General features: G+C 47.4%; 24 protein-coding genes and 1 pseudogene. 3 read left to right on the top strand and 22 right to left on the bottom strand.

Annotation, left to right across the window (positions count from 1 at the left end; all coding sequences use genetic code 11):
• Positions 1 to 221: 221 nt before the first annotated feature.
• The 9 genes from BUA17_RS02175 to BUA17_RS02135 all read right to left on the bottom strand — a co-directional run bounded on the left by BUA17_RS02175 (position 222) and on the right by BUA17_RS02135 (position 7,430).
• A complete protein-coding gene (locus BUA17_RS02175; RefSeq protein WP_072732454.1) occupies positions 222 to 1,004 on the bottom strand; it encodes a nucleoside phosphorylase in 783 nt (260 codons plus the stop codon).
• Between the two features lie 206 nt (positions 1,005 to 1,210).
• The gene (locus BUA17_RS02170) at positions 1,211 to 1,717 is read right to left on the bottom strand and encodes a hypothetical protein (protein WP_072732453.1); all 507 of its coding nucleotides are present in this window, start codon (positions 1,715 to 1,717) and stop codon (positions 1,211 to 1,213) included.
• 155 nt (positions 1,718 to 1,872) lie between these two features.
• A complete protein-coding gene (locus tag BUA17_RS02165; protein ID WP_072732452.1) occupies positions 1,873 to 2,316 on the bottom strand; it encodes a hypothetical protein in 444 nt (147 codons plus the stop codon).
• 201 nt (positions 2,317 to 2,517) lie between these two features.
• Complete coding sequence (locus BUA17_RS02160) at positions 2,518 to 3,615, bottom strand: Gfo/Idh/MocA family protein (protein WP_072732451.1); 1,098 nt, start codon at positions 3,613 to 3,615, stop codon at positions 2,518 to 2,520.
• 94 nt (positions 3,616 to 3,709) lie between these two features.
• On the bottom strand, positions 3,710 to 4,882 hold the full coding sequence (locus BUA17_RS02155) for a Gfo/Idh/MocA family protein (RefSeq protein ID WP_072732450.1): 1,173 nt from the start codon (positions 4,880 to 4,882) through the stop codon (positions 3,710 to 3,712).
• Positions 4,879 to 5,793, bottom strand: a complete 915-nt coding sequence (locus BUA17_RS02150; protein ID WP_072732449.1) for a sugar phosphate isomerase/epimerase family protein — start codon at positions 5,791 to 5,793, stop codon at positions 4,879 to 4,881. The genes BUA17_RS02155 and BUA17_RS02150 overlap by 4 nt, the downstream gene beginning before the upstream one ends.
• Positions 5,794 to 6,024: 231 nt before the next feature.
• Positions 6,025 to 6,522 (bottom strand): metallophosphoesterase family protein, encoded by a 498-nt coding sequence (locus BUA17_RS02145; protein ID WP_063563239.1) that lies wholly within the window; start codon positions 6,520 to 6,522, stop codon positions 6,025 to 6,027.
• 36 nt (positions 6,523 to 6,558) lie between these two features.
• Positions 6,559 to 6,990 carry an Rrf2 family transcriptional regulator gene (locus BUA17_RS02140; RefSeq protein ID WP_063563238.1) on the bottom strand — a complete coding sequence of 144 codons (432 nt, stop codon included), beginning with the start codon at positions 6,988 to 6,990 and terminating at the stop codon, positions 6,559 to 6,561.
• Between the two features lie 62 nt (positions 6,991 to 7,052).
• Positions 7,053 to 7,430: a DivIVA domain-containing protein gene (locus BUA17_RS02135; RefSeq protein WP_024630343.1), complete on the bottom strand. Its 378-nt coding sequence runs from the start codon at positions 7,428 to 7,430 to the stop codon at positions 7,053 to 7,055.
• 205 nt (positions 7,431 to 7,635) lie between these two features.
• Here BUA17_RS02135 and BUA17_RS02130 point away from each other — a divergent pair, with 205 nt between their 5' ends.
• Positions 7,636 to 8,202: a TraR/DksA C4-type zinc finger protein gene (locus tag BUA17_RS02130; protein WP_063563237.1), complete on the top strand. Its 567-nt coding sequence runs from the start codon at positions 7,636 to 7,638 to the stop codon at positions 8,200 to 8,202.
• Positions 8,203 to 8,357: 155 nt separating this feature from the next.
• Here BUA17_RS02130 and BUA17_RS02125 read toward each other — a convergent pair whose 3' ends face one another.
• The 7 genes and pseudogenes from BUA17_RS02125 to BUA17_RS02090 form a co-directional block, all read right to left on the bottom strand.
• The gene (locus BUA17_RS02125) at positions 8,358 to 9,041 is read right to left on the bottom strand and encodes an ArsR/SmtB family transcription factor (protein WP_063563236.1); all 684 of its coding nucleotides are present in this window, start codon (positions 9,039 to 9,041) and stop codon (positions 8,358 to 8,360) included.
• A 110-nt stretch (positions 9,042 to 9,151) separates the two neighbouring features.
• On the bottom strand, positions 9,152 to 10,438 hold the full coding sequence (locus BUA17_RS02120) for an MFS transporter (protein ID WP_072732448.1): 1,287 nt from the start codon (positions 10,436 to 10,438) through the stop codon (positions 9,152 to 9,154).
• Between the two features lie 188 nt (positions 10,439 to 10,626).
• Complete coding sequence (locus tag BUA17_RS02115; protein ID WP_072732447.1) at positions 10,627 to 10,902, bottom strand: barstar family protein; 276 nt, start codon at positions 10,900 to 10,902, stop codon at positions 10,627 to 10,629.
• Between the two features lie 12 nt (positions 10,903 to 10,914).
• Positions 10,915 to 11,241: pseudogene (locus BUA17_RS02110) on the bottom strand (ribonuclease); the annotation flags it as partial.
• Between the two features lie 402 nt (positions 11,242 to 11,643).
• Positions 11,644 to 12,651 (bottom strand): Gfo/Idh/MocA family protein, encoded by a 1,008-nt coding sequence (locus BUA17_RS02105; RefSeq protein ID WP_072732446.1) that lies wholly within the window; start codon positions 12,649 to 12,651, stop codon positions 11,644 to 11,646.
• Positions 12,652 to 12,653: 2 nt separating this feature from the next.
• Entirely contained in the window at positions 12,654 to 13,028 is a 375-nt protein-coding gene (locus BUA17_RS02100; RefSeq protein WP_063563231.1) for a replication termination protein, read from the bottom strand.
• 335 nt (positions 13,029 to 13,363) lie between these two features.
• A complete protein-coding gene (locus BUA17_RS02090; protein ID WP_072732445.1) occupies positions 13,364 to 14,509 on the bottom strand; it encodes an acyltransferase in 1,146 nt (381 codons plus the stop codon).
• 61 nt (positions 14,510 to 14,570) lie between these two features.
• On the opposite strand from BUA17_RS02090, the gene BUA17_RS02085 reads away from it, so the two are divergent.
• Complete coding sequence (locus BUA17_RS02085; RefSeq protein WP_063563228.1) at positions 14,571 to 14,981, top strand: YidH family protein; 411 nt, start codon at positions 14,571 to 14,573, stop codon at positions 14,979 to 14,981.
• Between the two features lie 137 nt (positions 14,982 to 15,118).
• On the opposite strand, the gene BUA17_RS02080 is transcribed toward BUA17_RS02085, so the two are convergent.
• On the bottom strand, positions 15,119 to 15,721 hold the full coding sequence (locus tag BUA17_RS02080; protein WP_072732444.1) for a general stress protein: 603 nt from the start codon (positions 15,719 to 15,721) through the stop codon (positions 15,119 to 15,121).
• A 121-nt stretch (positions 15,722 to 15,842) separates the two neighbouring features.
• On the opposite strand from BUA17_RS02080, the gene BUA17_RS31075 reads away from it, so the two are divergent.
• Positions 15,843 to 15,995: a hypothetical protein gene (locus BUA17_RS31075; RefSeq protein ID WP_170867772.1), complete on the top strand. Its 153-nt coding sequence runs from the start codon at positions 15,843 to 15,845 to the stop codon at positions 15,993 to 15,995.
• Here BUA17_RS31075 and hrpB read toward each other — a convergent pair.
• From hrpB to BUA17_RS02055, 5 genes are all read right to left on the bottom strand, one after another.
• A complete protein-coding gene (hrpB, locus tag BUA17_RS02075; protein WP_072732443.1) occupies positions 15,979 to 18,495 on the bottom strand; it encodes an ATP-dependent helicase HrpB in 2,517 nt (838 codons plus the stop codon). The genes BUA17_RS31075 and hrpB overlap by 17 nt on opposite strands.
• A gap of 178 nt (positions 18,496 to 18,673) precedes the next feature.
• The gene (locus BUA17_RS02070; RefSeq protein WP_063566319.1) at positions 18,674 to 19,480 is read right to left on the bottom strand and encodes an SDR family oxidoreductase; all 807 of its coding nucleotides are present in this window, start codon (positions 19,478 to 19,480) and stop codon (positions 18,674 to 18,676) included.
• Between the two features lie 189 nt (positions 19,481 to 19,669).
• On the bottom strand, positions 19,670 to 20,512 hold the full coding sequence (locus BUA17_RS02065; RefSeq protein ID WP_083584548.1) for a hypothetical protein: 843 nt from the start codon (positions 20,510 to 20,512) through the stop codon (positions 19,670 to 19,672).
• A 12-nt stretch (positions 20,513 to 20,524) separates the two neighbouring features.
• Positions 20,525 to 21,277: a vWA domain-containing protein gene (locus BUA17_RS02060; protein ID WP_064639011.1), complete on the bottom strand. Its 753-nt coding sequence runs from the start codon at positions 21,275 to 21,277 to the stop codon at positions 20,525 to 20,527.
• Positions 21,278 to 21,310: 33 nt separating this feature from the next.
• Positions 21,311 to 23,401 carry a serine/threonine-protein kinase gene (locus tag BUA17_RS02055; protein ID WP_072732442.1) on the bottom strand — a complete coding sequence of 697 codons (2,091 nt, stop codon included), beginning with the start codon at positions 23,399 to 23,401 and terminating at the stop codon, positions 21,311 to 21,313.
• Positions 23,402 to 23,458 lie beyond the last annotated feature (57 nt).

The following is a 23,458-nucleotide window of genomic DNA, read 5'->3' as shown; positions in this document are numbered from 1 at the left end:
GTGCATAACGTTGTTGTATTCACGAACCCGAGAGGCTTAAGGTCCGCTAAGACCGGGTGGCTCAGCCACTTAGCCTCGCAGGGTTGTCTGCTGAATCCACTTCTCCGAAATGCGCCTTGCAGACCAAAGACCCATCAGGGGCCGCAGCGTGAATACGGTGTTGTCTATTTAGCATTTCCCTTTTAATAAATGCATTAATAAATGGATTATAGCTATTTCAGTTATAAAGAACTGCATATCCGCATTGATATTTGAACAAGGTTTTCTCTTATTTCTGATCTGCTATTCCAACTTCGACTATCCCATTCGACACCACTTAAATCATCACCGCCATACAAGATAACACCTAATTTTACATTTCTAAATTGTGAAACAGCCATAAATGCTGCTGCTTCCATTTCTACAGTTACACACCCTTCTGCTTTCCGCAACTCAACCTTTTCTTTAGTCTCTCTATAAAATGAATCTGTCGTCCAAGTTTTGGCCTTAATATACCTTATATTATGTATATTAAAATCGTCCTCTATGAATTTTAATACCTCTAGATTACATTCAACTTCTCTTGATGGCTTAATGTAATGGTATGATACTCCTTCATCTCTCACTGCCGAAACTGGTACTATTACATGTCCAACAGCAATGTCTTTCTGTAATACACCTGCACCACCACAAACTATAAATTTCTGAAAACCATAGGCTATCAGTTCTTCTAAGAATCCTGCTGAACCTGCAGCTCCTAAATACCCCAAAGTAATATGTACTTTTTTTCCTTGATAATATGTTTCATATATTGGCAAATCTACAGTCTCGCAATGTAGAGATGCAACTTCTTTCAACTTTCCCTCCGTTTTCATTTTTTCAATTACATCTCGAAAAAATGTTATTACACAGTATTCAAATTCTTCTTTTGGCTTGATAAAATTAGTTGCCCCTATTATTGCAACTCGCGATTCATCAAATTCCAATATCGGGAATTCATTACTATCGATTTTTCTGCTTTCCATCTCGACTTACCTCCAAAGTAATTTAAATTTTTTTTATTATTTCTTTGCAGCTATTACATATAACGTTCCAGTATTCACGACGTCCGACGGAGTCGGAAGTGTCCGCCTGCTCCTGCTTCCCTGAAATCCCTCAGCCGCACCGAGGGCGTATGCCCGATGTGTGAATATTATGTTAAGTGGAGTTACGAACCTCTTTGAATTGCTGTCTAGGTATTAATTGTCTTTGTATATGTTTTTACTGAATCCGGAAAAGCTCCTTTAGACTCTGCTTCTTTACTTTCATCACTTATCTGTCTCGCAATTATCTCCAATCCATCAAAACATGCATTTTCTTTGTACCAATCAATTAATTCAAATAAAGATACACTTTCTTGCACCTCCTTATCTTCATAATGCGATACAATTGTTATTGTAAATGCCGGGACTAGAGCATCCGCCTTCAGGTAATACATAAAATTTTTACCTGTGTAGTGCTTCATAAGGTATATCTCAATTTCTTTCTCAAGAAAAGAAAACACTTCAATCAATTGATCTGATGATATTCTATTATTCTTTATAAGTCTATTGAATCCATGGATGTACACGTAATTATAATTTGCTTCATTTCTGGTAAGATTAGGGTCATTAGAAAATAAAAAAGTTGGACAAGTTATTATTGAAGTAACCTCTCGATAAGCCTTCTGAGCATATTTATCTAAATATTCTAAAATCAAGTACTTTCCCTCTCTTCAGTAATTTCACTTAACGTTTCTGTATTCATGAACCCCAAAGGGGTTGTCTGCCGAAATGCCTCCTCGAAATCCATCTAGCAGACCAAGGCTCCATCGGAGCCAAAGCATGAATATTATGTTATACGAAGCACTTCGCTTCATTGAACTGCATTCAAAATCTCAATGACTAAAATAGCTTCTTCTTTATAACCTTCAAGATCGTTTAGTTTAATCCATTCAGGTTCATGATCTCTAAATTGATAGAATCTAATTACCACATCTTCTCCTTCGATTGTAGAACTTAAAATTAAAATAAAGTCTTTTTCAGGGTAGTTCAACTTTATATTCTCTCTCCAATTCGAAATGAGTTTTATTCCAGTCCTTAAATCCTCTATATGATAATGATTAATTGAGGCTTCTAAATCTGTTCGATCTTGATAAATGGTTTCTTCAATAGAATCTGTCTCTCTTAAACTTGAAGCATCAACTAAAATGCAATCGTCCCATTCATGAAAAGTAGGGTTAAATAAATTCGAACTGATCGATTCCTTTGATTTAGCAAGCTCATTCAATAAATTTCTCATCGCCTTATTTGTTTTCATGTTTTCCTGCTTTCGAAGTGTTCCGTATAACATCTAATTTATGTACTTCATAAACAACACACAATCAAGCCAATTTCTGAACTACATACATAATAAACCATATTGTTCCATTTGCGAAGGTACTACAACAAACAAAAGAGCGGCCTTTACATCAGGCCGCTCTCCACCTACATATTCTATTACTATCTTAAATAAAACCCTTTACTTCCCACCACTGCTCCATACCACTCTCTCACTCATTGCCTTATGCTGTGCAATTAAGCAGAGTTCTGCCGCTTTAAACGCATGCTCCTGTGTCATCGCATTCTCTGTTCGATCCAGACAATCCCGGATCAGTTCACCGAAGAATGGATAACCGACCTGTCCTTTGACGCTATAACGGTATTCCCCTTCGTGGTTAACCAAGTACACCTGATCGCCCTCAGCCTCTCTGGCCACGTCGATATACTTACGCAGCTCAATGTATCCGTCCGTTCCCAAAATAACCGTTCGCCCATCGCCCCATGTACCCAGACCATCCGGTGTAAACCAGTCTACGCGGAAGTAACCGGAAGCCCCGTTGTTGCCGATAAGTGATGCTTCGCCAAAGTCCTCTAGTTCTGGGAATTGTGGATGATTGAAATTGTTCACCCGACTGAAGGCCACTTCTGCATCGGTACATGAAGCAAAGGTCAGAAACTGCTCGATCTGATGACTTCCAATATCACAGAGGATGCCGCCATACTTTTCATGCTGGAAGAACCATTCAGGCCGACCACCCGCATTCAATCGATGCGGTCCTGTCCCCATAACCTGTACAACCTTGCCGATCGCTCCCTGTTCGATCAGTTGTCCGGCATAGATCGCACTTTCCACGTGCAGACGCTCACTGTAATAGACCATATACTTCTTCCCAGTGCGTTTAACCTCTTCACGCGCAAGGGCCAGTTGATCCAGTGTAGTAAAAGGAGCTTTGTCCGTAAAATAATCTTTGCCTGCGGCCATGACTCTCATGCCGAGTGGCGCACGCTCCGATGTAATGGCTGCTCCGGCTACGAGCTGCACTTCATCATCAGCAAGTACCTCCGCTTCAGATGCCGCGATCTGTGCCTGCGGGAACTGTTTCCGAAAAGCCTCGACTTTAGCTGGGTCAGGATCATATACCCATTTGAGCGTTGCCCCAGCCTCCACCAGCCCGCCAACCATACCGTAGATATGTCCATGGTCCAACGCTACAGCAGCAATGGTAAACTCACCTGGACCGCATACGATCTCTTTTTTCAGACTCTTTGGTGCATAAAACATGCCGTCTTTAGCCATACCTTCTCCACCTTTCCAATTCAATTGGATTTTCCGTTTATCGGTTCAGTTATCCTGTACACGCCTTAAGTTCAGCCTGGTGTATAAGTTCCACTTACTTAAATGTCTTTGATAGATCAGCAGGTTGACTGCTGCTGCCTACCTTGTCTTTCTTTGTATTTGAACTGGCAATCCGCTGCTGCAAATGCTCATAGAACAAATCCTCATCGATCGGCAGATCTACCCAGTTATCCGTCCAGGTTGACAGCAGCATAGCATTAGACAATGTTAAACCATGGATACCCTCTTCACCGGGAGCAATGAGCGGTGTCCCGTTCAAGATAGCATCGATCCAGTTGCGAATCAGGCCAGGATGTCCGGTTTCCACACCGGTAATCGGCACCTCGCATTTCCAGCATTCCGGCTGTCCAAATCCTCCGGTAAATCTCTGATTGAATTCAGGCTCGGGTTCACGAAGACGCCAAAAGGTCAACTGACCATCTTCAATGACAATTTTCCCACGATCCCCATTGACCTCGAATCGGTTGGTGCCTGGTGCTTCCCCCGTTGTGGTCACGAATACACCTGTTGCTCCATTTTCATATTCGACATATGCCGTTACATCATCTTCCACTTCAATGTTCCGGTATTTGCCGAATGAACAGAAGGCACGCATACGCACCGGCATCATGCCGATGGTCCATTGCCACAGGTCCAGTTGATGAGGGTCCTGGTTGATCAGGACACCGCCCCCTTCACCAGCCCACGTTGCCCGCCAGCCGCCTGAATCATAATAGCTCTGAGAGCGATACCAGTTCGTAATAATCCAGTTGGTGCGACGTATCTCACCCAGTTCTCCCGAGGCAATTAGATCTTTTAGTTTGATATATAAAGGGTTGGTTCGCTGGTTATACATCATGGAAAACACTTTGCCGCTGGCAGCCGCGGCTTCATTCATCTTGCGTACCTGTTTGGTGTATACTCCGGCAGGTTTCTCAATCATGACATGCAAACCATTCTGAAAAGCCTGAATGGCCTTTTCGGGATGGTCATAATGCGGGGTTGCTATAATTACCGCATCAATCGTCCCTGATGACATCATCTGCTCCGCATCCTGCCAATAGGTGACTGAAGCCGGAAGATTGCTGGATACCCAGCTCTCCATTTCTTGTCTCACATCACACACAGCCACCAGTTCTGCACCAGGTACCTCTCCTGCTACCAACGTTCTGGCATGGGCTGCACCCATATTCCCAATTCCAATAACGGCTACTCGAACCAAACTCATACCTGTACCTCCTCGTCCACACGACGTTCAATTTCGGCAAAAACATCTGCAAAATGCTGTAACATCGCCTTCGATTGCAAGACCCCGCTAAAATCCTCAATCCCGTAATATCCATCATACCCAACGGATTTAAGGTCACGGAATACTTGCAACCAGTTCACCACGCCTTCAGTCAAGGGGGCCCACTGACAATGCCAGTTTGATGTTAGCAAGATTTCTGTATTTTGTTCATTCACACTGGAATTCGAATTCTTGTTTGATTCATCCTTGAACCAAGCCGCATTCTTCACATGCACATGTGCCAGATAAGGTCCCAGTAATTCCAGTCCCATACGATGGTTCTCATATCCTTCATGCACCATGTTGCCTGGATCGTACAACACCCCTACATGCTGTGAATCCAGCGATTGCACGAGCCGATAAGCTAGTGATGCAGTGGGGGCAATCGTTTGATGATGGGTTTCTACTACAGCTTTTACCTTATACTGTTGGGCCATCTCTTGAACCTCGTTCAGATAATGCACAGCTTGTTTGTATAATTCAGGATAGCTGGTTTTGCGATCATAACCGGGAACCCCAACACGCATTATGGATGCTCCTAAGGCTTGTGCAGTTTGAAATGCTTGCTCCGTGGCAAGCAGATCTCCACAGCTCAGATATGGCACCAATGCAATCGACTGTCTGCCATGCTTTTTTGCCGCTTCACGAAATTCCGGTACCTGTTCCTCCCATTGATCCGGATCTATCGAGCAACGATTATGTCTCCAATAAGAAGGTTCTTCGGACAAAGCATCCGCCGGTATTCCACGATATCTCCATTCGATCCCTTCAATGCCTGCTGCGGCTGCAGTAGAAGCCAATTCTTCTGCGGTCAAGTCCGGTGTGGCAACAGTGAATACAGACAATTTCATCAACATTCATCTCCTTATGTAAACGTATTCAATTTATTGTTGTAAACGCATTGTATCATTCATACGAAGGCCACCATAGGGGGCAACGAGAAGAGATGAATGACAGATAAACAGCGGACCATATTCCCCATTCAGAGATAACTTGCAAGTTCCCTTTTGAATGCATACATAACAAAAAGCACCCCGAATAACAGAAGATCCTTCTGATTCGAGATGCCTGGTTTGCAACTTCTATTTTACATCATAAAAAACATGTTCCGCCTGCAATTTCCCTAAATTTGTAGTCATGATACCAAAAGAATATTGGGGCTGAAAGCGCCGATCCGTAGGAGAGCCCGGATTAAATATCAGCACATCATTGACCGTATGCATCACTGGAATGTGCGAATGTCCAAAAATCACAGCATCCACCTGCTGTCCTGCAAAAGTGTGAATCGCATTCTGCTCTGTAGACTTCGATCCCAGATGACCATGTACAAGACCAAGACGCAAACCGTCCGCTTCAACGATGCGGGAGAACCCGAGTTTTTGACCTATTTCAGGCGGGTCCGTATTGCCTGCAACACCTTCAATGGGGGCGTAAGCGCTGAGCAGCTTGTGTACACTCCAGTCCGACCAATCCCCGGCATGGAGAATCAGATCAGCATCTGATAGCGCCTCAACCAAGGGATCGGGTAACTTACGTGCTCTTCGAGGTAAATGAGTGTCCGAGATGACAATAATTTTCATAGTACAGCACACCTTCCCTTTCCCTTACATTACGCTTTATTCGGCATGTGATGGAACTTCAAGCTGGGAACAGGAACGCTCCATATCTTCAAGAGTAATGGATGCGAAGAACTGTTCCACCTTTGCTTCGGCTACCTGATACAGATTGGTCAGAAGGCTGTCAATACGAAGGCCAACATCACAATTCGGATTACAGTTACCATGAATCGGAAACAATGGCCCTTCATCCTTGGCAGCCTGATAGATCATGGCTAATGTGATTTCGCTTGAGGGTTTGGCGAGGTAAAATCCTCTTGTTCCTGGTGAGGAGTCCACAAGTCCTGCCTTTTTCAACCCACCGAGAATACGTCTGACCACGACAGGGTTGGTATTCACACTACCTGCAATCAGTGCCGAAGTGATTCGTTCAGGCGCGCTGAAAGACAACAACAACAAACAATGCACACTGACCGAAAAATGAGTACTCATGATTAACCACCTTTTATTTCAGCATTATAATGCTAATTTTATATCATCCCGGATGTGTAGACTTACTCGGAGAACAGGTCCTGTTCAGGGCGTGCTCGGATTTTTAATTGCCGAACGCTGTACTCCAATTGTTTCACAATATCATCCAGTTGTTTGCGATCTATCTTCGTTGGATCTTCCACTGGCTTCGCCGACGACTTCAGATCCCGAATCGTTAACTGCTGCTCTTGCCACTTGTCCATCAGATCCGCTATATTGGCATAGAAACGTTCGTAATCTTTAATAACCAAATCAAGATAGGCATCCACCTCATCCGGATCATAACCACGAAGTTTATAGTTGAATTGTTTTTCATGAATCGATAAAGCGTCGAGCTGCACGCCCAATTGCTTGAACAATTGTCTTTGTTTGTCCAATCTTCGTTTCATATGCTCATCCATATTGACAACCCTCCATTATCAAACGCGCCGCGGTAAGCACAAGAAGATCTTCGATACCGCCGCATTTTCTCTCTATATTTTTTATAACACATTATCCGTCAGATATAAAATCGAACGAACCTCTTTACACACGAAACTGATTGCTTCTTATGAAATTCGGGTAAGGACTGACTACAACCCCATTGCGGGAAAGGAGCATGTCCTTATGAGTACATTAACCAAAGATCAACTTCAAGAGCTGAAAAACGCTCTTTTGGAACAACGTGAAAACCTACAGCGCCATTTTGAATCCAGCATGGAAGACGGTGCTCCAGCCGAGTCCCTGAAAGATTCAACTGGTGAGCTGTCATCATACGATAATCACCCGGCAGATGCTGGCACGGAGACGTTTGAGCGAAGCCGTGACTTAGCGATAGATGATACGTTGACCGACGAGTTCAATCAGGTGAATGAAGCGTTGGAGCGAATCGAACAGGGAACGTATGGCTCCTGTGTGACGTGTGGTAAGGATATTCCTTTTGAACGACTCGAAGCGATCCCTTACACAGCCTACTGTATCGATGATACGCCTAACCGCGAGTTAAGCAACGAACGGCCCGTTGAGGAGCAAGTCATGACGATGCCGCCGAGCGGTGCCGGAGAAGTAAGACAGCGCAATGCTGGCAAGTTCGATAACGCTGATGCCTGGGAAGCCGTCGAGGAATATGGCACATCGAACTCCCCCGCAACCGCAGCCAAACGTGACGTGAAAGATTATGATGAAAACATGTAGTTTATGAACGAATTAAGGTCATTTTCGCAATAATAGGTACATGTTTTCCATCATGCCAAATTACGCATGAAAAAGCCGCCAATGGCGGCTTTTTTCTTGGTGGCATATCATCTTTACACAGATGAAACTTCAATATGACGATGAATATGCTTCGATTACTCTTCCGCCTGACCACCAGACGAGGATTCCTTCTGCTTTTTAGCAGGTCTTGACGTTTTCGCAACAGACTTGCCCTTATCGGGTGAAGCCTTCTTTTTCAATTTCCCAGCGGTTTCCGAAACGGGCTTATTCACCGTATCTTTGGATAGGGAACTGAATAAATGAAAGACCTCTTGGTCCGCATCATGCCTGTCTTTCGTTAAATAGGGTTCACACATCTTCGTAATGTTGTTGTACAACTGCTCTACTTCTTCCCGGCTAGCATACAACGTCATATCTGAGATAAACATACGGTCCCCGTTTTCCGCCTGATTCATAAATCTCCGACGGCTCTGCTCAAACATTTCATTTAACAATTTGAAGGTTTCGGAACGAAATACCTCCTTCAAAGGTGAGTTCTCTTCATCTTCGTTACGGAGCTGGATTTCTCCCTTGAAGGGCTCATAATATTTGGCGATGATTCCATTAATTTCACGAGTGGATACGATGGTAAGCAAACCGATTTTCTCCAGTTTCTTCACATGATAATGTACCTTGGCTGGCACTTCGCCCATCTGGTCTGCGATCTCTTTAACCGTAGAGGGTCTGCCCTGTTTATTAAACATATTCAAGATCTGTATCCGATACGGATCGGAGTAGACCTTGATTTCTTCAATCGTTGAAAGTACTTTGCGCTGCATACCTGTATCCTCATTTCCGGGGTACCTGTTGCCCATCATGTGTATATTATACCGTCCGGACAGGGTTACGGTCAAAACAGGCTAGCGATAACACGTTTGAGGAAGCCTTTTTATAGAACGGTGCGGAAAGTCTTGCTCAGAAGCACCAAAACGGCTGACATGGCAAGCAAAACACCAAACACGATAAACAGAATCGGCAATGCCACCCAATCGGCAAGGGCTCCTGAAACCAAGCTACCTAATGGAGCAACACTCACGACGAGCATAGTTTGAAGGGCATACACTCTGCCAAGCATCTCGGAAGGCGTAACTTCCATGAGATAGGACGCAAGGGGTGTTGTAGCAAGTGGAATCCCCATACCCATCATCAGACAAAAGACAGCAGCAACAGGAAGCTGGTAGGACGTCATGTAAGCCGGGAGTGCGGTCATGGCATAACTGAGCCCCAACATGACAATACCTACAATGACCAGCACACTTTTACGGTAATTCGATCCTCGATGAGACAGCCACAAGCCACTCAGTACCATGCCTGCCACAATCAGCCCACTGAGTAGACTTAATCCTCCCGCTCCGGCGTGCAACGTTTCAATGACATATGGCGTGCGAAGAACATTGAATGGCATCAGACAAAAGTTAACAAAGGCAAACAGAATGGAGACGATCAGTAACAACACATGTTTACGCATAAAATGAAAGGCTTCTGTCATTTCAGAGAATATACTTTTTCTTGCTGGAGGAGAATCAGATGAATCAAATGACGTATTATCATTGTTAGATGATGTTGAAGTTTTCGGGTACCCCACACGGCTCATCAGGAGTGCACTTAAGGCAAACAAGCCCGCATCGATCAATATCGCCCACGTGATCCCTGCCGTTGCAATTAACGTTCCCGCCACTGCAAGTCCTGCGAGTTCTGCAACCCGGGTTGCAGATGATGCCATGGCATTACCAGACAGCAGCATTGATTTGGGAAGTAATCGCGGTACAGTGGATACCTCAGCGGGTGACGCGAAACATTCCAGAAGGGAATTCAGAATGGTGATGACGAACAGATGCCAGACTTGCAGCTCACCCAGACCAAACAATAGTGCTGTAATGCCAACAAATAAGCCTCGACCAGTATTCGTGAGCACAATCACCTTTTTGGGCGACATGCGATCAACCAGTGCGCCGACAAACAGCCCCAGAAAGATACTTGGCAAAAAGTTAACTGCCAGCAGTGTTCCCATCAGCAGCTTTGAACCTGTCAAAATGTACACCATCCAGCTATAGGCAATGGAATCAATCGAATCGCCGAATCTAGATACTACCTTGCTCACCATAAACTGCACATACGGTTTAATCCGAATTAATTCCCCGATCCCTTGTTTGCGTGCGACTGTACCTTCGCTCATGATTACTCCGCCTCTCAACGTGAAAATATTTTTAATGTTAATTTTATTTTAACGTATGATATGCGAAAATCAACCCTTTCGTGAAAATATTTTTAACGTTGTGTATATCCCTATAAACACAAAAAAACAGACCGAATGGTCTGTTCTCTTTGCACCAAAATTTGCTGCTATGATTCGCAGTTCATGTACTAGTCCTCAGTCTTGAATTGAAATCCGATACTCTCTTCTTTTGCCTCCAGCATCAACTGGTACACCTTCTCTGCTTCACTACCCAGCCGTTCCTTGCTGCTCTGGTAGTTCGTCCAGGTTAATTCAAGCGGCAGCTCAATCATGCCTGTAAGACAGTCCCACAAGGCGTCCAGATTTGCACCATAAAAGTCTGGCAGTTCAAGCTTTTGCTTCAATAGCTCATGCAGTTCTGTTGTGCTGTAAAAGTCCTCACCGTTAAGTACTACCCTCTTCATGTCTGTCCTTCCTTATTTCAAGCGAGTAAAGGATGCGTAGTGGTCTGTCGTTTTGTAAATCAAGCCGTCACTGGAATACAGGATGCGGTCCGAATTACGGAAACCGGAAGTGTAGTTGATATCCGCTTCACGCCAAGTACGGCCACTCGCTGCTGGAAGCAAGCCTTCCCGGTTGCTAAACACGTCTCCACCGATACTTTTGCCCGGAGCAACCGTAGCGAGGTTGCCTTGAGAAGATACCCAGCCTAGTGCCGTTGCCTGTGCTTTGGTAATGTAGTTACATGGCAGTTGCCCGTTGGCGCTGAGATAGTTGGCCACACCAGTAAACGTATTGATAATGGTACACGTTGCAGCTGAAGCCTTCTGTTGTCCAACCGGAGCGATCTGTGAACCTGTGAAGAAAACAATCGTTAACATAACCGCTAGCAGAGCTGTAGACAAAAACTTTTTCATAAATCCAGCCTCCCAATGACTCTAAAATGGATGAACGTTGCCACTATGTAAGTGATATGAGAAGTAAATTCTGCCTGGATGTACGTTCTGCTAGATTATAGTGAACAAGCCATCTATTTACTATTTATATCACATCATTTTGGAGGAAAGATCAAATTCAACTGCTATTTTTGTAAAAATATATAAATATAACATTTAAATATAAAAAAAGACTCACATCCCGGGGGATGGAGTCTGCCATTTCGATCATTTCCTATCATCTAACATGCTAGCATGTTAGCTCCTGCTTTAATCCACTAACTGCACCCGTTGACGGGTTCGCGCCGATTCCAGGCATGCATCAATGACACGCATATTCTGAATGGTATTTTGCGGACTGAACGGTAGCGCTTTTCCTTCAAGCACTGCGGCTGCAAAAGTCTCCACCTGCAAAACATAGGAGTTGGATACCGATACACGTTCCTCACGGCTGACGGAATCGGTGTGCACGATAATCTGTGGTGGAATATCACTATTCTCCCAGCCGAACACCTTAGGAAGTTCAATCCGCCCATCGGTACCGAGAATCTCCATCTCGGCTCGTCCAGAGGCCCACATGCCGCAGTCAAACGTTAATGCTACTGAATTGGGAAACTCCACAAGACCTGAAGCCATCATATCGACGCCATCATGCTCTTCCGAAAATAGAGCGTGTACCGTTACCGCTTCCGGCTCCTGCCCCAGATACATGCGGGCTGCCGAGATTGGATATACGCCAAGATCAAATAATGATCCTCCGCCCATCTCCCTTTTGAACCTTACATTGTCTTTGTCGTCAGCGGTATTACAGGTGAAGTTGCCATGGAGGGCTCTGACCGTACCAATCTCCCCACTGGCTATTATCTCTTGCACACGTCTATGCTTGGGATGGTATCGATACATAATGGCTTCTGCAAATAGTACGCCGTGCTGTTGACATACCTCAATCATTTCCGCCGCTTCATCTGAATTCAGAGCAGCCGGTTTCTCACATAATACATGTTTTCCAGCCTGAGCAGCCTTAATCGTCCACTCCTTATGCATATGGTTCGGCAGAGGAATATACACAGCTTCAATATCCGGGTCCGCAATGAGTTCATCATAGCTGCCATACGCTCTGGCAATGTCGAGTTCATTCGCAAGAGCTTCCGCCTTCTCCTTGCTGCGGCTGGCTATCGCCAAGACCTCACCACGTTCGGATTGTTGAATCGCCGGAATGACTGCATTTTTCGCGATTGTGGATGTACCAAGTACTCCCCACTGTAAGTGTCTGTCCATGCTTATCTTCCTTTCACTCCGTAATTGTCCTCTTCTGCCTTGTGTAACATGCCGAGACAACGATCGAGATCGGCCTTAACCTGTTTTTTATATAATTCAGCTTTCTCCGCACCATCATCCGTGAAGTGATATAAAACGATTTCCTGAAAATCGACTTTGGGATCACTGCCCTTCAGCTTCTTTGTCCGATAAAAGACACCCTGTTGAACCAATTCATGCAGCGCCCGGTATATCTCGCTCTGGGGTGGTACATAACCGTAGGCTTTGAATTCCTGCTTCATTGCCTCCAGCATTTCATAGCCGTATCCCCTATGCTGTTCAACCATCGTAATCAGATACAGCTTAATAAATGCCCGCTGCGCAATCATAAAAGCCACGTTCATTCCCCTCCTGTCAGCTCTATATATCTAGTATTATAAAACTTATGTTCCCCTTCTGCCATCTTTATCCGTCCTTCTCCCTTTAATCCATGGGCGTTGGAAGGCAAGAAGGAGAAATGATGGATAGGCAGAAACGTAAGGTAGAGCGGGATTTGAAGTTTTCTGTTATGAATTTTTCAGGTAATGAAATTTTAAAATTTATTTCAAAAGTGTTCGTCGTGGTATTGGCGTCACTTTTTTTTCAGGTTACTGCCTTCATTTTTATCGGTCCTCTTTATCGGCCTTCAACTCACTGTTGTTCTGAATTTTTCATATAATGATGTATTCACCTTTTAATCAGGTTTGGACTTCGGTACAGTTCCCACAATCCACTTGCCCCAGCTTACGCGAGAGATGAGCCATGTGAGTACGCAGGATAACGTAAGCGCCAGCAGCCAGGTGATGATCATGCGCACTACGGGGTTTAAACCCAATGCCACATAAAACTGTTCATCCGGAATGTAGCTGTAGCGCAACATCAGCATGTGCATCAGGTAGCCCCCGTACGAAACCCCGCCAATCCACGCCAGCAATCGTGTTACTCTGATATTGTGGAGCTTGCCAGCCAGCTGGTACATCACCATGATGGAAGCAATGAGGAATAAGATCATATCCGGCCGGATGAGACTGACGGTATAGAATGTAATCTGTATGCCCTCCGGCTTCTGGAACTCTTGCATTAACTTATATATAAACCGAAGACCAAGGACTATAAACACGGTCCAATATCCCCAGCGCAAACGTTGAATCCACTCATTCCAGCGTTGAACCGATAGCCCGGCTGCCGCACCAAGCACAAAATAAAAAAAGAAATACAGAAAATTTCGATCGGCATAGGTTGTAAAGGCATCGGTCAGCACCGGGACATTCAACCATTCCATGAACCTGGCGATATTTCGCAATTGATCCGCGAGCACAAGGTACACCACACCGGAAATCAGAAGAGCTATTGTGCGCCCCTTCGCCTCATATCGGTTATAGACATAACGGATTGCCAGCAAAAACAGGGGAAACAACAGATAAAACTGAATAAGCATAATAATGTACCAAAAATGCGAGGTCGTCTTACCCGTGATTAATTTTAAACCAAGGTCAGGAATATCCTGCCAACCAAATCCGTTCCAGCCGCGAGGCGCGAGTGTGAAGTAGATCAGTGACCAAATAATATAGGGGACGATTACATCGGTTAATCGCTTTTGCATGAAACGTCCATAATGCAACTTGTCTCCTGTATTATAGAAAAGTACCATGCCTGTGATAAAAATAAATAGAGGTACTGCAAATTTGGACAGCATCAGCAGGATGGCGAGCAATACGCCATCTTCCAGTCCCGCTTCTGGGACCAGGGAATAATGTGCTATGGAATGCTGAAGGACGACCGCCGCAAAAGCAATTCCCCTCAGACTCTCGATTTCTGTAATTCGTTCTTTACGAGGCATAACAGACAGCCTCCTTTCTTGGTTTTGCCATGAAAACGACGTACAATGAAGCCATATATTGATGAACGGGGTGATTCACATCTCAGATACAGACCAAGACATAACTACCATTGACTCCAAATATGTACAACAGCATCTGGCTAACGAGCGGACCTTTCTGGCCTGGGTTCGTACAGGCATTGCCATGGTTGGCATTGGCTTTCTCGCAGCTGGCTTCGGCTTCAGTTCAACGGCCTATGATCGGATGGCCCATATCGCAGCAATCATCATTGGTATTACTTCCTTAGTCAGCGGCATTCTGATCATCCTGTGTTCTGCAGCCGCTTACCACCGAAAACGCAATCAGATTAATTCACAAACATTCCAGGCATCCACGAAATTAATTCGGTTCCTGACACTGATGTTGCTGGTGATTGGACTGGCCCTGGCCGTATTACTGTATGTATTGTTATTCCCTGCTTGGCAGGTTTAACACCTGAACCTTGCTACAGCAGGAAGTTAAAACAGGGACAAAAGCCGGCTTCCTCTAAAGGAAACCGGCTGATGACCACCTGGTGGCTCACTTATGTCATTCCAGTTGAAGATTCCTGTCTTTACTGAACCGATTTATTATAGAAAAGTATTGTTGCCAAGTCGAGCGGCCTTATCCCGAGCTTCCAATCTTTGATTTTCCATATCGAGATCCGTGCGCTCAACCGTAACATCATCCCGATTGACATCGATTCTATCCCGGTTCACATAACTGTTATTGCTGAACACGTCATAAACATCCGTGTCCCGATCCGTAGAGTCCACGAGTAGCAGGATTTTACCACTTTGCACGTATTCCTCATACTGCCTTGCATCCTCTTCCGGAATGCCGAGACCCACGAGTCCACCTACAAGTCCGCCTGCTCCTGCACCTACAGCTGCACCCGTAAAGGCTGCGGCAATAGGGCCTGCCGCCAGAATAGGACCGATGCCCGGAATCGCCAATGCTCCAATGCCAGCGAGCAATCCAGCTACTCCACCTAGCACTCCGCCTGTTGCCGCACCTGCAGCTACACCTTCGGGTGCTTTTGTACCCGTCTCTTCGCGAATGGCCTTCAGTTCATCCCGATCCTGTGTAACTACCGAGATTTCATCTGAAGTAAATCCTTGCGCTTTCAGTCCCTCGATTGCGGATGATGCCTCACGTTCTGTATTAAACACACCTACGATTTTCTTCTGCATAGTGAATCCCTCCTCATCTAATTGAGTGGTTCGCTATGTTATTACCCGCCTTGTTGTCTTTCAAACGCTTCCACCACAATATCTTATCCTTGAAGGCCTAGGAGGATGGCCGACCATTGATATGCAGCGAGTCACCGCGCTAGGACCTGCACGTGGTTCGTTAGTGCTCAAAACGCCTGATCCGCCGATCGCATACTCGCCCATTCAGAGCACGTTCAGACCCAACTTTCAGACCGAGGCTGGCAAACACATTCTAGCTAAACTCGTGGTTTAGCCCGGTTAGTCGCTATCGCTTCGAGGGGATCATCCGGCCAATAATGCTTGGGATAACGACCTTTCAAGTCTTTCTTCACCTCAAAATAAGTCTCCCGCCAAAAGTTCGCCAGATCTCGTGTGACCTGTACAGGCCGCTGCGCCGGGGAAAGCAAGTGTATGGTCAGTGGTACTCGACCACCGCCAATACGCGGGGTCTCCCGCTGTCCAAACATCTCCTGCAGTCTCACCGCGAGCGTAGGATCTTCAGGTCGGCTGTAGTCCACCGGAATACGTGAACCACTAGGCACCTGAATATGTGTAGGCGCTTCACGATCCAATTGCTGTCGCTGTTCCCAGCTCAGTCCGCCGAGCAGCACATCCTGCATCGACAATCTCTTGAGATCCGCAGCAGATCGCATGCCTGTTAGAAAAGGGCTGAGATGTTCTGCCAGTTCTTCGGTCAGATGATCTTCGATGAGATCAGGCCATTCTGGCAAATGATGATGTAAAAAGCGCATCCTGTCCGCCAGCTGTCGTGATGATTTTGTCCAAGGCAAACAATCCAGCCCTTCGATACGTATTCCCGAGAGTAATGCTTCGAGCACCTGATCTTCGGGTGGCTGTGCAATGCCGCTCTCTTTCAACGTAATGGCTCCAATTCGCAGCCTTCTATGTGCCCGCACACTGCGGGTGTTTCGGTCCCAGGCGACCTGAACCTCTTCATGCAGCAGATGTGGACCAAAGTCCAGCAATCTCTTCTCCTGCACTGGCGCAGCCAGCAGGATGCGCGCATCCGCGCCCTGGTCGTCGGCTTCGGCTGCGACCAGATAGGCTGAACGGCTCAGCGATTCTGTCGCTGCGAGCCGTACCCCACGGCCGCTGCTCAGCAGATAGCGGCCGTCCTCCCGGCGTTGCCCGATCCGGTCCGGATAAGCGAAGGACAGCAGCCATCCGCAGCTGTCCTCATCCGGCCGTACCGGATCGGCCGCCGGGCCGAGCGCCGAGCGCAGCTGGCGGCTCTCCTGGAGCATGCGGCGCACGGCAGCACCGTCTGCGACAGACGCTGCCGCTTGCGGCATGCCGCTGCTGTCCGCAGTCAGCAGCGCTTCCACGCGCGGGCGCAGATCGGTGCCCGCGCCTGCACTGCCACTGTTGCGGAGGCCGGCAGGCTCCTGCAGCAGTGCCGCCAGCATGCTGGCGTAGCTGGCCAGCCCAAGCTCCGCCGCGCGGAGCAGCATGCTGGCCAGTCGCGGATGCACGCCAAGCGTGTTCATCCGCCGCCCGAAGGGCGTGATGCGGCCTGCCTCGTCCAGGCCGCCCAGCTGGCGCAGCAGCGCCAGTGCCTGGCCGTAGGCTGCGGCAGGCGGGATGTCTAGCCACTGCAGCTCTGCAGGGGACTGGACACCCCAGGCGGCAAGCTCCAGCGCCAGCGGCGCAAGGTCCGCGGAGGCTATCTCAGGCTTTGCTGCATCAGGCAGCACGCCATGGGCCTCTTCGCTCCATAGCCGGTAACACACGCCCGGAGCAATTCGCCCTGCGCGCCCCCGCCGCTGATCGGCTGACGCCTTGGACACCGGCAAGGTGACGAGCCGACTCATGCCGGTTCGTGGCGAGAATACCGAGGCACGGCTCAGTCCCGCATCCACCACGACTTTGACTCCAGCCAAGGTAAGACTGGATTCGGCAATGGACGTGGACAGCACAACCTTCCGTTTACCTTCTTCTGCGGGTCGCACAGCTTCATCCTGCCGTTCTACAGGCATGCTGCCATATAGAGCATGTACCTCAACATGAGCAGGAATCATCCGGTTTGACAGCTCTCGCTCTGTGCGATGGATTTCTTTTGCACCCGGTAGGAAAACCAGCACATCCCCTTCCTGTTCTGCCAGTGCCTTAACAACGGCCTGAGCTGTAAAAGTCTCGATCTGCTCGGATGCCGGTTTGGCTACATATCGGGTTTCCACCGGAAACGTTCGTCCAGGACAGTCAATCCATCTGGTTCCCTCGCTAAGCAGCGCACAGACAGGAACAGGGTCCAGCGTGGCCGACATCACCAGCAGTTTCAGATCAGGACGCAGCATGGCCCGGGATTCAAGCGCAAGCGCCAGACCAAGGTCACCATGCAGATGCCGCTCATGAAATTCATCGAAGATAATCATCGCCGTATCTTCCAGGCCCTGGTCCTGTTGAAGCATCCGGGTCAATACACCCTCCGTCACCACTTCTATGCGAGTGTGCTGACTTACACGCGTATCCATCCGCACCCGATATCCTACGGTCTGTCCCGCTTTTTCACCTAGTGAAGCTGCCATTCGTGCAGCTGCCGAGCGAGCGGCGAGTCTGCGGGGCTCCAGCATAATGATTTTCCGTCCAGTAACCCATGGCTCCTCCAGCAGTGCCAGCGGTACTACGGTCGTTTTACCCGCACCCGGCTCCGCAATTAACACACCTGTATCCTTCTCCTGAAATAACTGCCTTAGTTCAGGAATAATCTGTTGTATCGGTAAATCCGTCTTCATCTCATCTCTCCTAATTAATGTTCCACGTGTCTATTCGAATGTTAGCATTATAACAAAAAAAGCCGTTCCAGAGGAACGACTTCATACATACATCCATTTCAACATTTTACATCCTTCCATTTAACTCGCTCACAACGCTGATTGAAAGTAGCTCTATGGATGAATACAAAATGCTCATTTAGCTCAGCAGCGACTCTGCACCGTCAATGACAATTTCCGCACCTGTGATATGTCTGGACTCCGCAGAAGCCAGGAACGCTACCAGATCAGCGACGTGCTCTGGCTGACCCGGTCCGTCCGCAAGCGGTTGCTGGCCTTCCGGGAATTCCATTGGAATGACAATTTGCTGCAACTCATCCGTTTTGACCGTACTTTGGTCAATATTCGTTGCAATCGCTCCAGGACAGATGACATTGACACGAATCTTGAACTTCGCCAATTCCAGCGCAGCCATCTTCGCAAAAGCAACCTGCCCCGCCTTAGATGTACTGTACGCCGACATGCCGAAGCTGGAGAAGCGCTGATTACCGTTAATGGAGCTCGTGATAATGATACTGCCGCCACCACGTTTCTTCATATGAGGCAGTGCATATTTGATCGTAAAAAAAGTCCCGTTCAGATTCGTCGTAATAATCTGCTGCCAATCCTCAACCTGAATTTCCTCAATTGGTGCCGATACGCCATTAATACCTGCGTTGGCAAAAACGATATCCAGACCGCCGAACAATTCGATGGTCTCCAGGACTGCTTTTTCCACCCGTGCAGGATCGGAAATATCTACATCGAAAGCTCTTGCCGCACCTGCACGCAGCTTATTAATTTCGGCTTCCGTCTCCGAAATCCGATCATTAACCAGATCAAGCAGCGCAACATGTGCTCCCTCACTCGCCAGTTTGAGCGCTGCCGCTTTGCCAATTCCCGAACCAGCACCAGTAATAATGGCGACTTTGCCTTCGAACCGTGACTTGCCGTTATGTTGTGTCATTATCCATTCCACTCCTTCTCGCTCAGTAATTATGTAAGAATGTACGTTCATGCAATATCTGTAAGTAGATTCTTCACAAGATTACCCAAAAAGAGTGTCTTTTAAATCAATACGGACAAGTTTTTTCGTAGGTGATGCTCACCATTTTTAGCAGCATGATTAGATCATCCTGTAATGCTTCACCCGATCTCACCATTCCAGCTCAATGAAAGCGGCATCATCTTCAAGCCCACCCGTATGTCTGGCATCCAGCAGTACCTGGATGTGCTCATCCGGTATATAAGCCTGAATCGCATCTAGGTCATTCAGGCCATCCGTGTACAGTTGAAGACGAACTACTTCATTGGCAGACAGTTTAGCCTCATAGATATGCGGTTTGCCACCAACCGGACCCTCCAGTGTAGACCAACGTTCATTCGTAAGGCAGTTCACCTGAAATGCTGCCGATTCCTCCTGACCGTTACGCCAAAGACGGATGCGGGAGTCCCCCTGCCAGGCTAGCCACACCTTGCTTTTTCGATTGCCTTCCGTGAGCTCGATGCGTCCACACACATACATGGCCTGACTTCCCTTGCTCCGCTTCTCCATCAGCACTTCCCGCAGCAGTACAGGCGAATTTTCCAAAGGTTGCAACTTCTCCAGCTGTTCGGATGCCGGACTGGTCAAATCATGAAGCAGACGTTCCATAACATCCAAAGAAGGATGCTGAGTCGTTTCCAGCCACTCCAACAAGGCGTTTCCCAGAAAGCGTGCAGCAAAATCACCAAGGTAACTCATGCCTACCCCATCACATAATACGAAAGTACACACATTACCATTCATGCGAACAGCAGCAAAATCCTGTCCGGTGTCTCCCTGATTAACGGTCTCCGCCGCTCTTCCATAACCGTACCTGCACTTGAATGTACCTTGATAACGGGTCAACGGCTGTTCCCCCGTCTGGACACTCACATAGCGAAAGTTGCTCTGATAATGGTCCGCACGGCTTCCCTTATCTCCAGCAGACAATGTTGCCAAACGCATCGCTCTCATGATTTCCCCCTCCTATCTCACAGGCGTAGCAGCGGACATCTGAAACCCGATGGATACCAGTTCTGCACAAGTACCAGGAAGCATCATCAGTGCACCAGGTGAAAGCAAATAATCTGCCTCAACCAGCATTTCACGATAACTTTCCGGCAGAACCGAGGACATATTGCGCAGCTTCTCCCCATGTTCATCCTGAAGGACCGTCTCCTGGGATATTCCCTTCCATCTTCGGGGCTCCGGAATAGGGCCTTCCAGCAGATGATCGGATATAAAAATATTCTCGACGAGTACATTGCCATCAGGCACACTCATACCCATAATTCTTTTGGCAATAGGCTCCGGATCTTCACCTGTAGCTACCCCATCAGTCATATGACATACAAGCGGCGCAGGACAATCTTGCATATTGGGAATTTCAGCCTGTAGAATCTTCTCGGCTTGCAGGAAAGCCTTCGCTGAATCCGAGAATCTTTTCGGCGTTAAGTCCGGCAACGAACCCACAGCAGCAATCTCGTCGATGCCCTTAATCCCGTTCAACAGATCGTACACATCATCGCTGTATGCCAGAATCGCGATCCTGTAACGGGGTGTCAATCGGTTTCCCTTGGTCGAACGAAACACCATTTGGCGAATAGCCAGAGATAAGGCATCATAGACGACATCAATCCGCCGACGGTTGTCCAGAACCATATTCATGGAGGCGCTAATATCAATTAAATAGATAATCAGTGCAGGTGTGCGCTGGGATGCTTGAATTGTGTAGTTCATCTGGGATGTGTCACCTCCGTCGTTCACATTATTTTACAAGTTGGGTAATGTATAATCCGTATTGCTTAGGAATTTATTGATCGCATTCATTCGTGCTGCCACTTTACCGACACCTTTGAAATAGGTCGCGTCGGTGTTGTACAGATTTTTGAAATCACGCGCGTATGATTCCGCATTCTCAATTTTTCTGCCTTTTTGCGCATTATACGTTTTATTGTAATGGGCAATCAGTGTGACGACATTCTGGGCACGTTTTTTCTTGAGCGCAGCTTTCTGGGCTACTTCCTGTTTGCGTTGAGCCTCGGCTGCTGCCTTACGCTCGGCTTCCTGCTTCGCAATTTTAGCGTCATTTTCTTTTTTCCAGACTAGATAGGCTTCATATTTTACCTGTTTGTCGTACTTTTCCTGTTCAGCCTTCTTGGCTGCTTCAAGCTTCTCTTGTTTCTGCTTGGCCAGATAAGCCTCATATTTCGCTTGCTTATCATACTTGGCCTGAAGCGCTTTACGCTCTTCTTCTTTCTTCTTGGCCTCTGCCTGCTTTTTCTCCGCTTCAGCCAGCTTTTTCTTTTCCTCTGCATCAAGTTTCGCCGCATCTGCTTCTTTTTGTTTCTTTTCTTCTTCCTGCTGCTTCAGAGCAGTCACCCTCGCAGCTTCGGCCTCTTCCGCAGCCTTTAGTTCGGCCTGCTTGGCAGCCGCCTCCTGCTCCTTCTGTTTAACCTCGGCCTGATCAGCCAATATTTTAACCGTTGGCACGCTTCCAGCTAACAGAACAATCAGCACAGCCGAAGAAATCATAAACTTTTTGGATCGGTAAAAAGGAATCTTGGCTGGCTGAGCTGCATCATCATGCTTGGGATTTAGCTTCGCGTCCAGCTCTTGAATCGCAGCCTCAACTTCCATCTGCATCGCACTGTTATCCGGAATGAAATGATGTAGTGAACGATACACTTCGAGCGCCGCAGCCGGTTTGCCTTCATTCTCCAATGCTCTCGCCTGAAGGAAGAGACGATTCACTACCGCTTCCTGACCAGGAGAAGGTTCCACAGCGGGCACGTTCTGATCCGTATTTCCCTGCTTATCCGCTATACCGCTTGCTGCTCCTGTCCCTTTGATCTGGTTCGTCTCGACTGCATTTATCTGGTCTGAAGCCTTGACTTCAGATTCTACAACAGATGCTGCACTTGCCAGATGGATGTCCACAGCAGCCAGCGCCACAAACCATTCGCCAAACGTAGGGCAACTGCTGAGATCATGACTCTCCCAGGCACGAATAAACAGATCGGACACCTTCGAGCCCCAGCGCTTCTGCAGCGACTCTCTCATGGCATAATAACGTTCATTTACTGTCTGCATTTCGTGCTGGTCAAAATAACTTTCTCCCCATGCTTTCTCCACAATCGCTGCATCAGACCAACTTAACATCTCAGCAATGATAACTGCTCCGGCAAAACGATCGGCATACGCACTCCACAAACCGCTGTGCACTGTCCGATGGGCCGCATACCCCGGTGAACCGGCAAGCAAAGCATCCGGACGATCCATTCTGGAACCATACATCTGCTCAACATCTACCAGTTCAACTGCTGAAACCCCTCTCAGGTTCTCCACTTCGGAAAAAAACGGAATCATCACATTGGGTGCGGACAAATCACAATGAGCCAGCCCACGCTGTTCCATGGCCGAGCCGATCCCGGCTAGAGCTCTCGCCAGCTTCAGACTTTCCTCTGCTGTCAGCTGCTTCTGATCGCTGATTACATCGAACCAGGTCAGACCATGTACCCACGGCATCAATACCGCGTACAACAGATCAGGATGTTCTCCAATGAGCGCTCCGTTTCTTTCCGGAGTGAGCACATCACGCTTGCATACCTGCAAACCTGGCAGTTCACTATAAGACTCCATATGCTCAGACTGATACACCATAGCCGGAATACGGAATTTAGGGAAAAATACTTTTAGTGCTTTGGCCCCACTTACGGAACCGTTACGGGGTAACAACTGATAGACGATACCCTGCCTTCCAGCTTGGGCGTAAGCCAGACCAGGTGCAGCCGGATGCTGCCCAATGATATAGGCAATGTCGTTAATCACCACTTCATCCCCGGGATTTGGTTGAAAAGACATGCTCATCCCTCTCTCTGTCATTCTGTCATAGTGCAACAAAAACCGGGTGTTGTGAAA

Source organism: Paenibacillus sp. ov031, from assembly GCF_900143165.1.
In the GTDB taxonomy this organism is placed as follows: Bacteria; Bacillota; Bacilli; order Paenibacillales; family Paenibacillaceae; genus Paenibacillus; species Paenibacillus marchantiae.
Note: the sequence above shows the minus strand (reverse complement) of the source record. Positions and strands in the feature narration are given on the sequence as shown.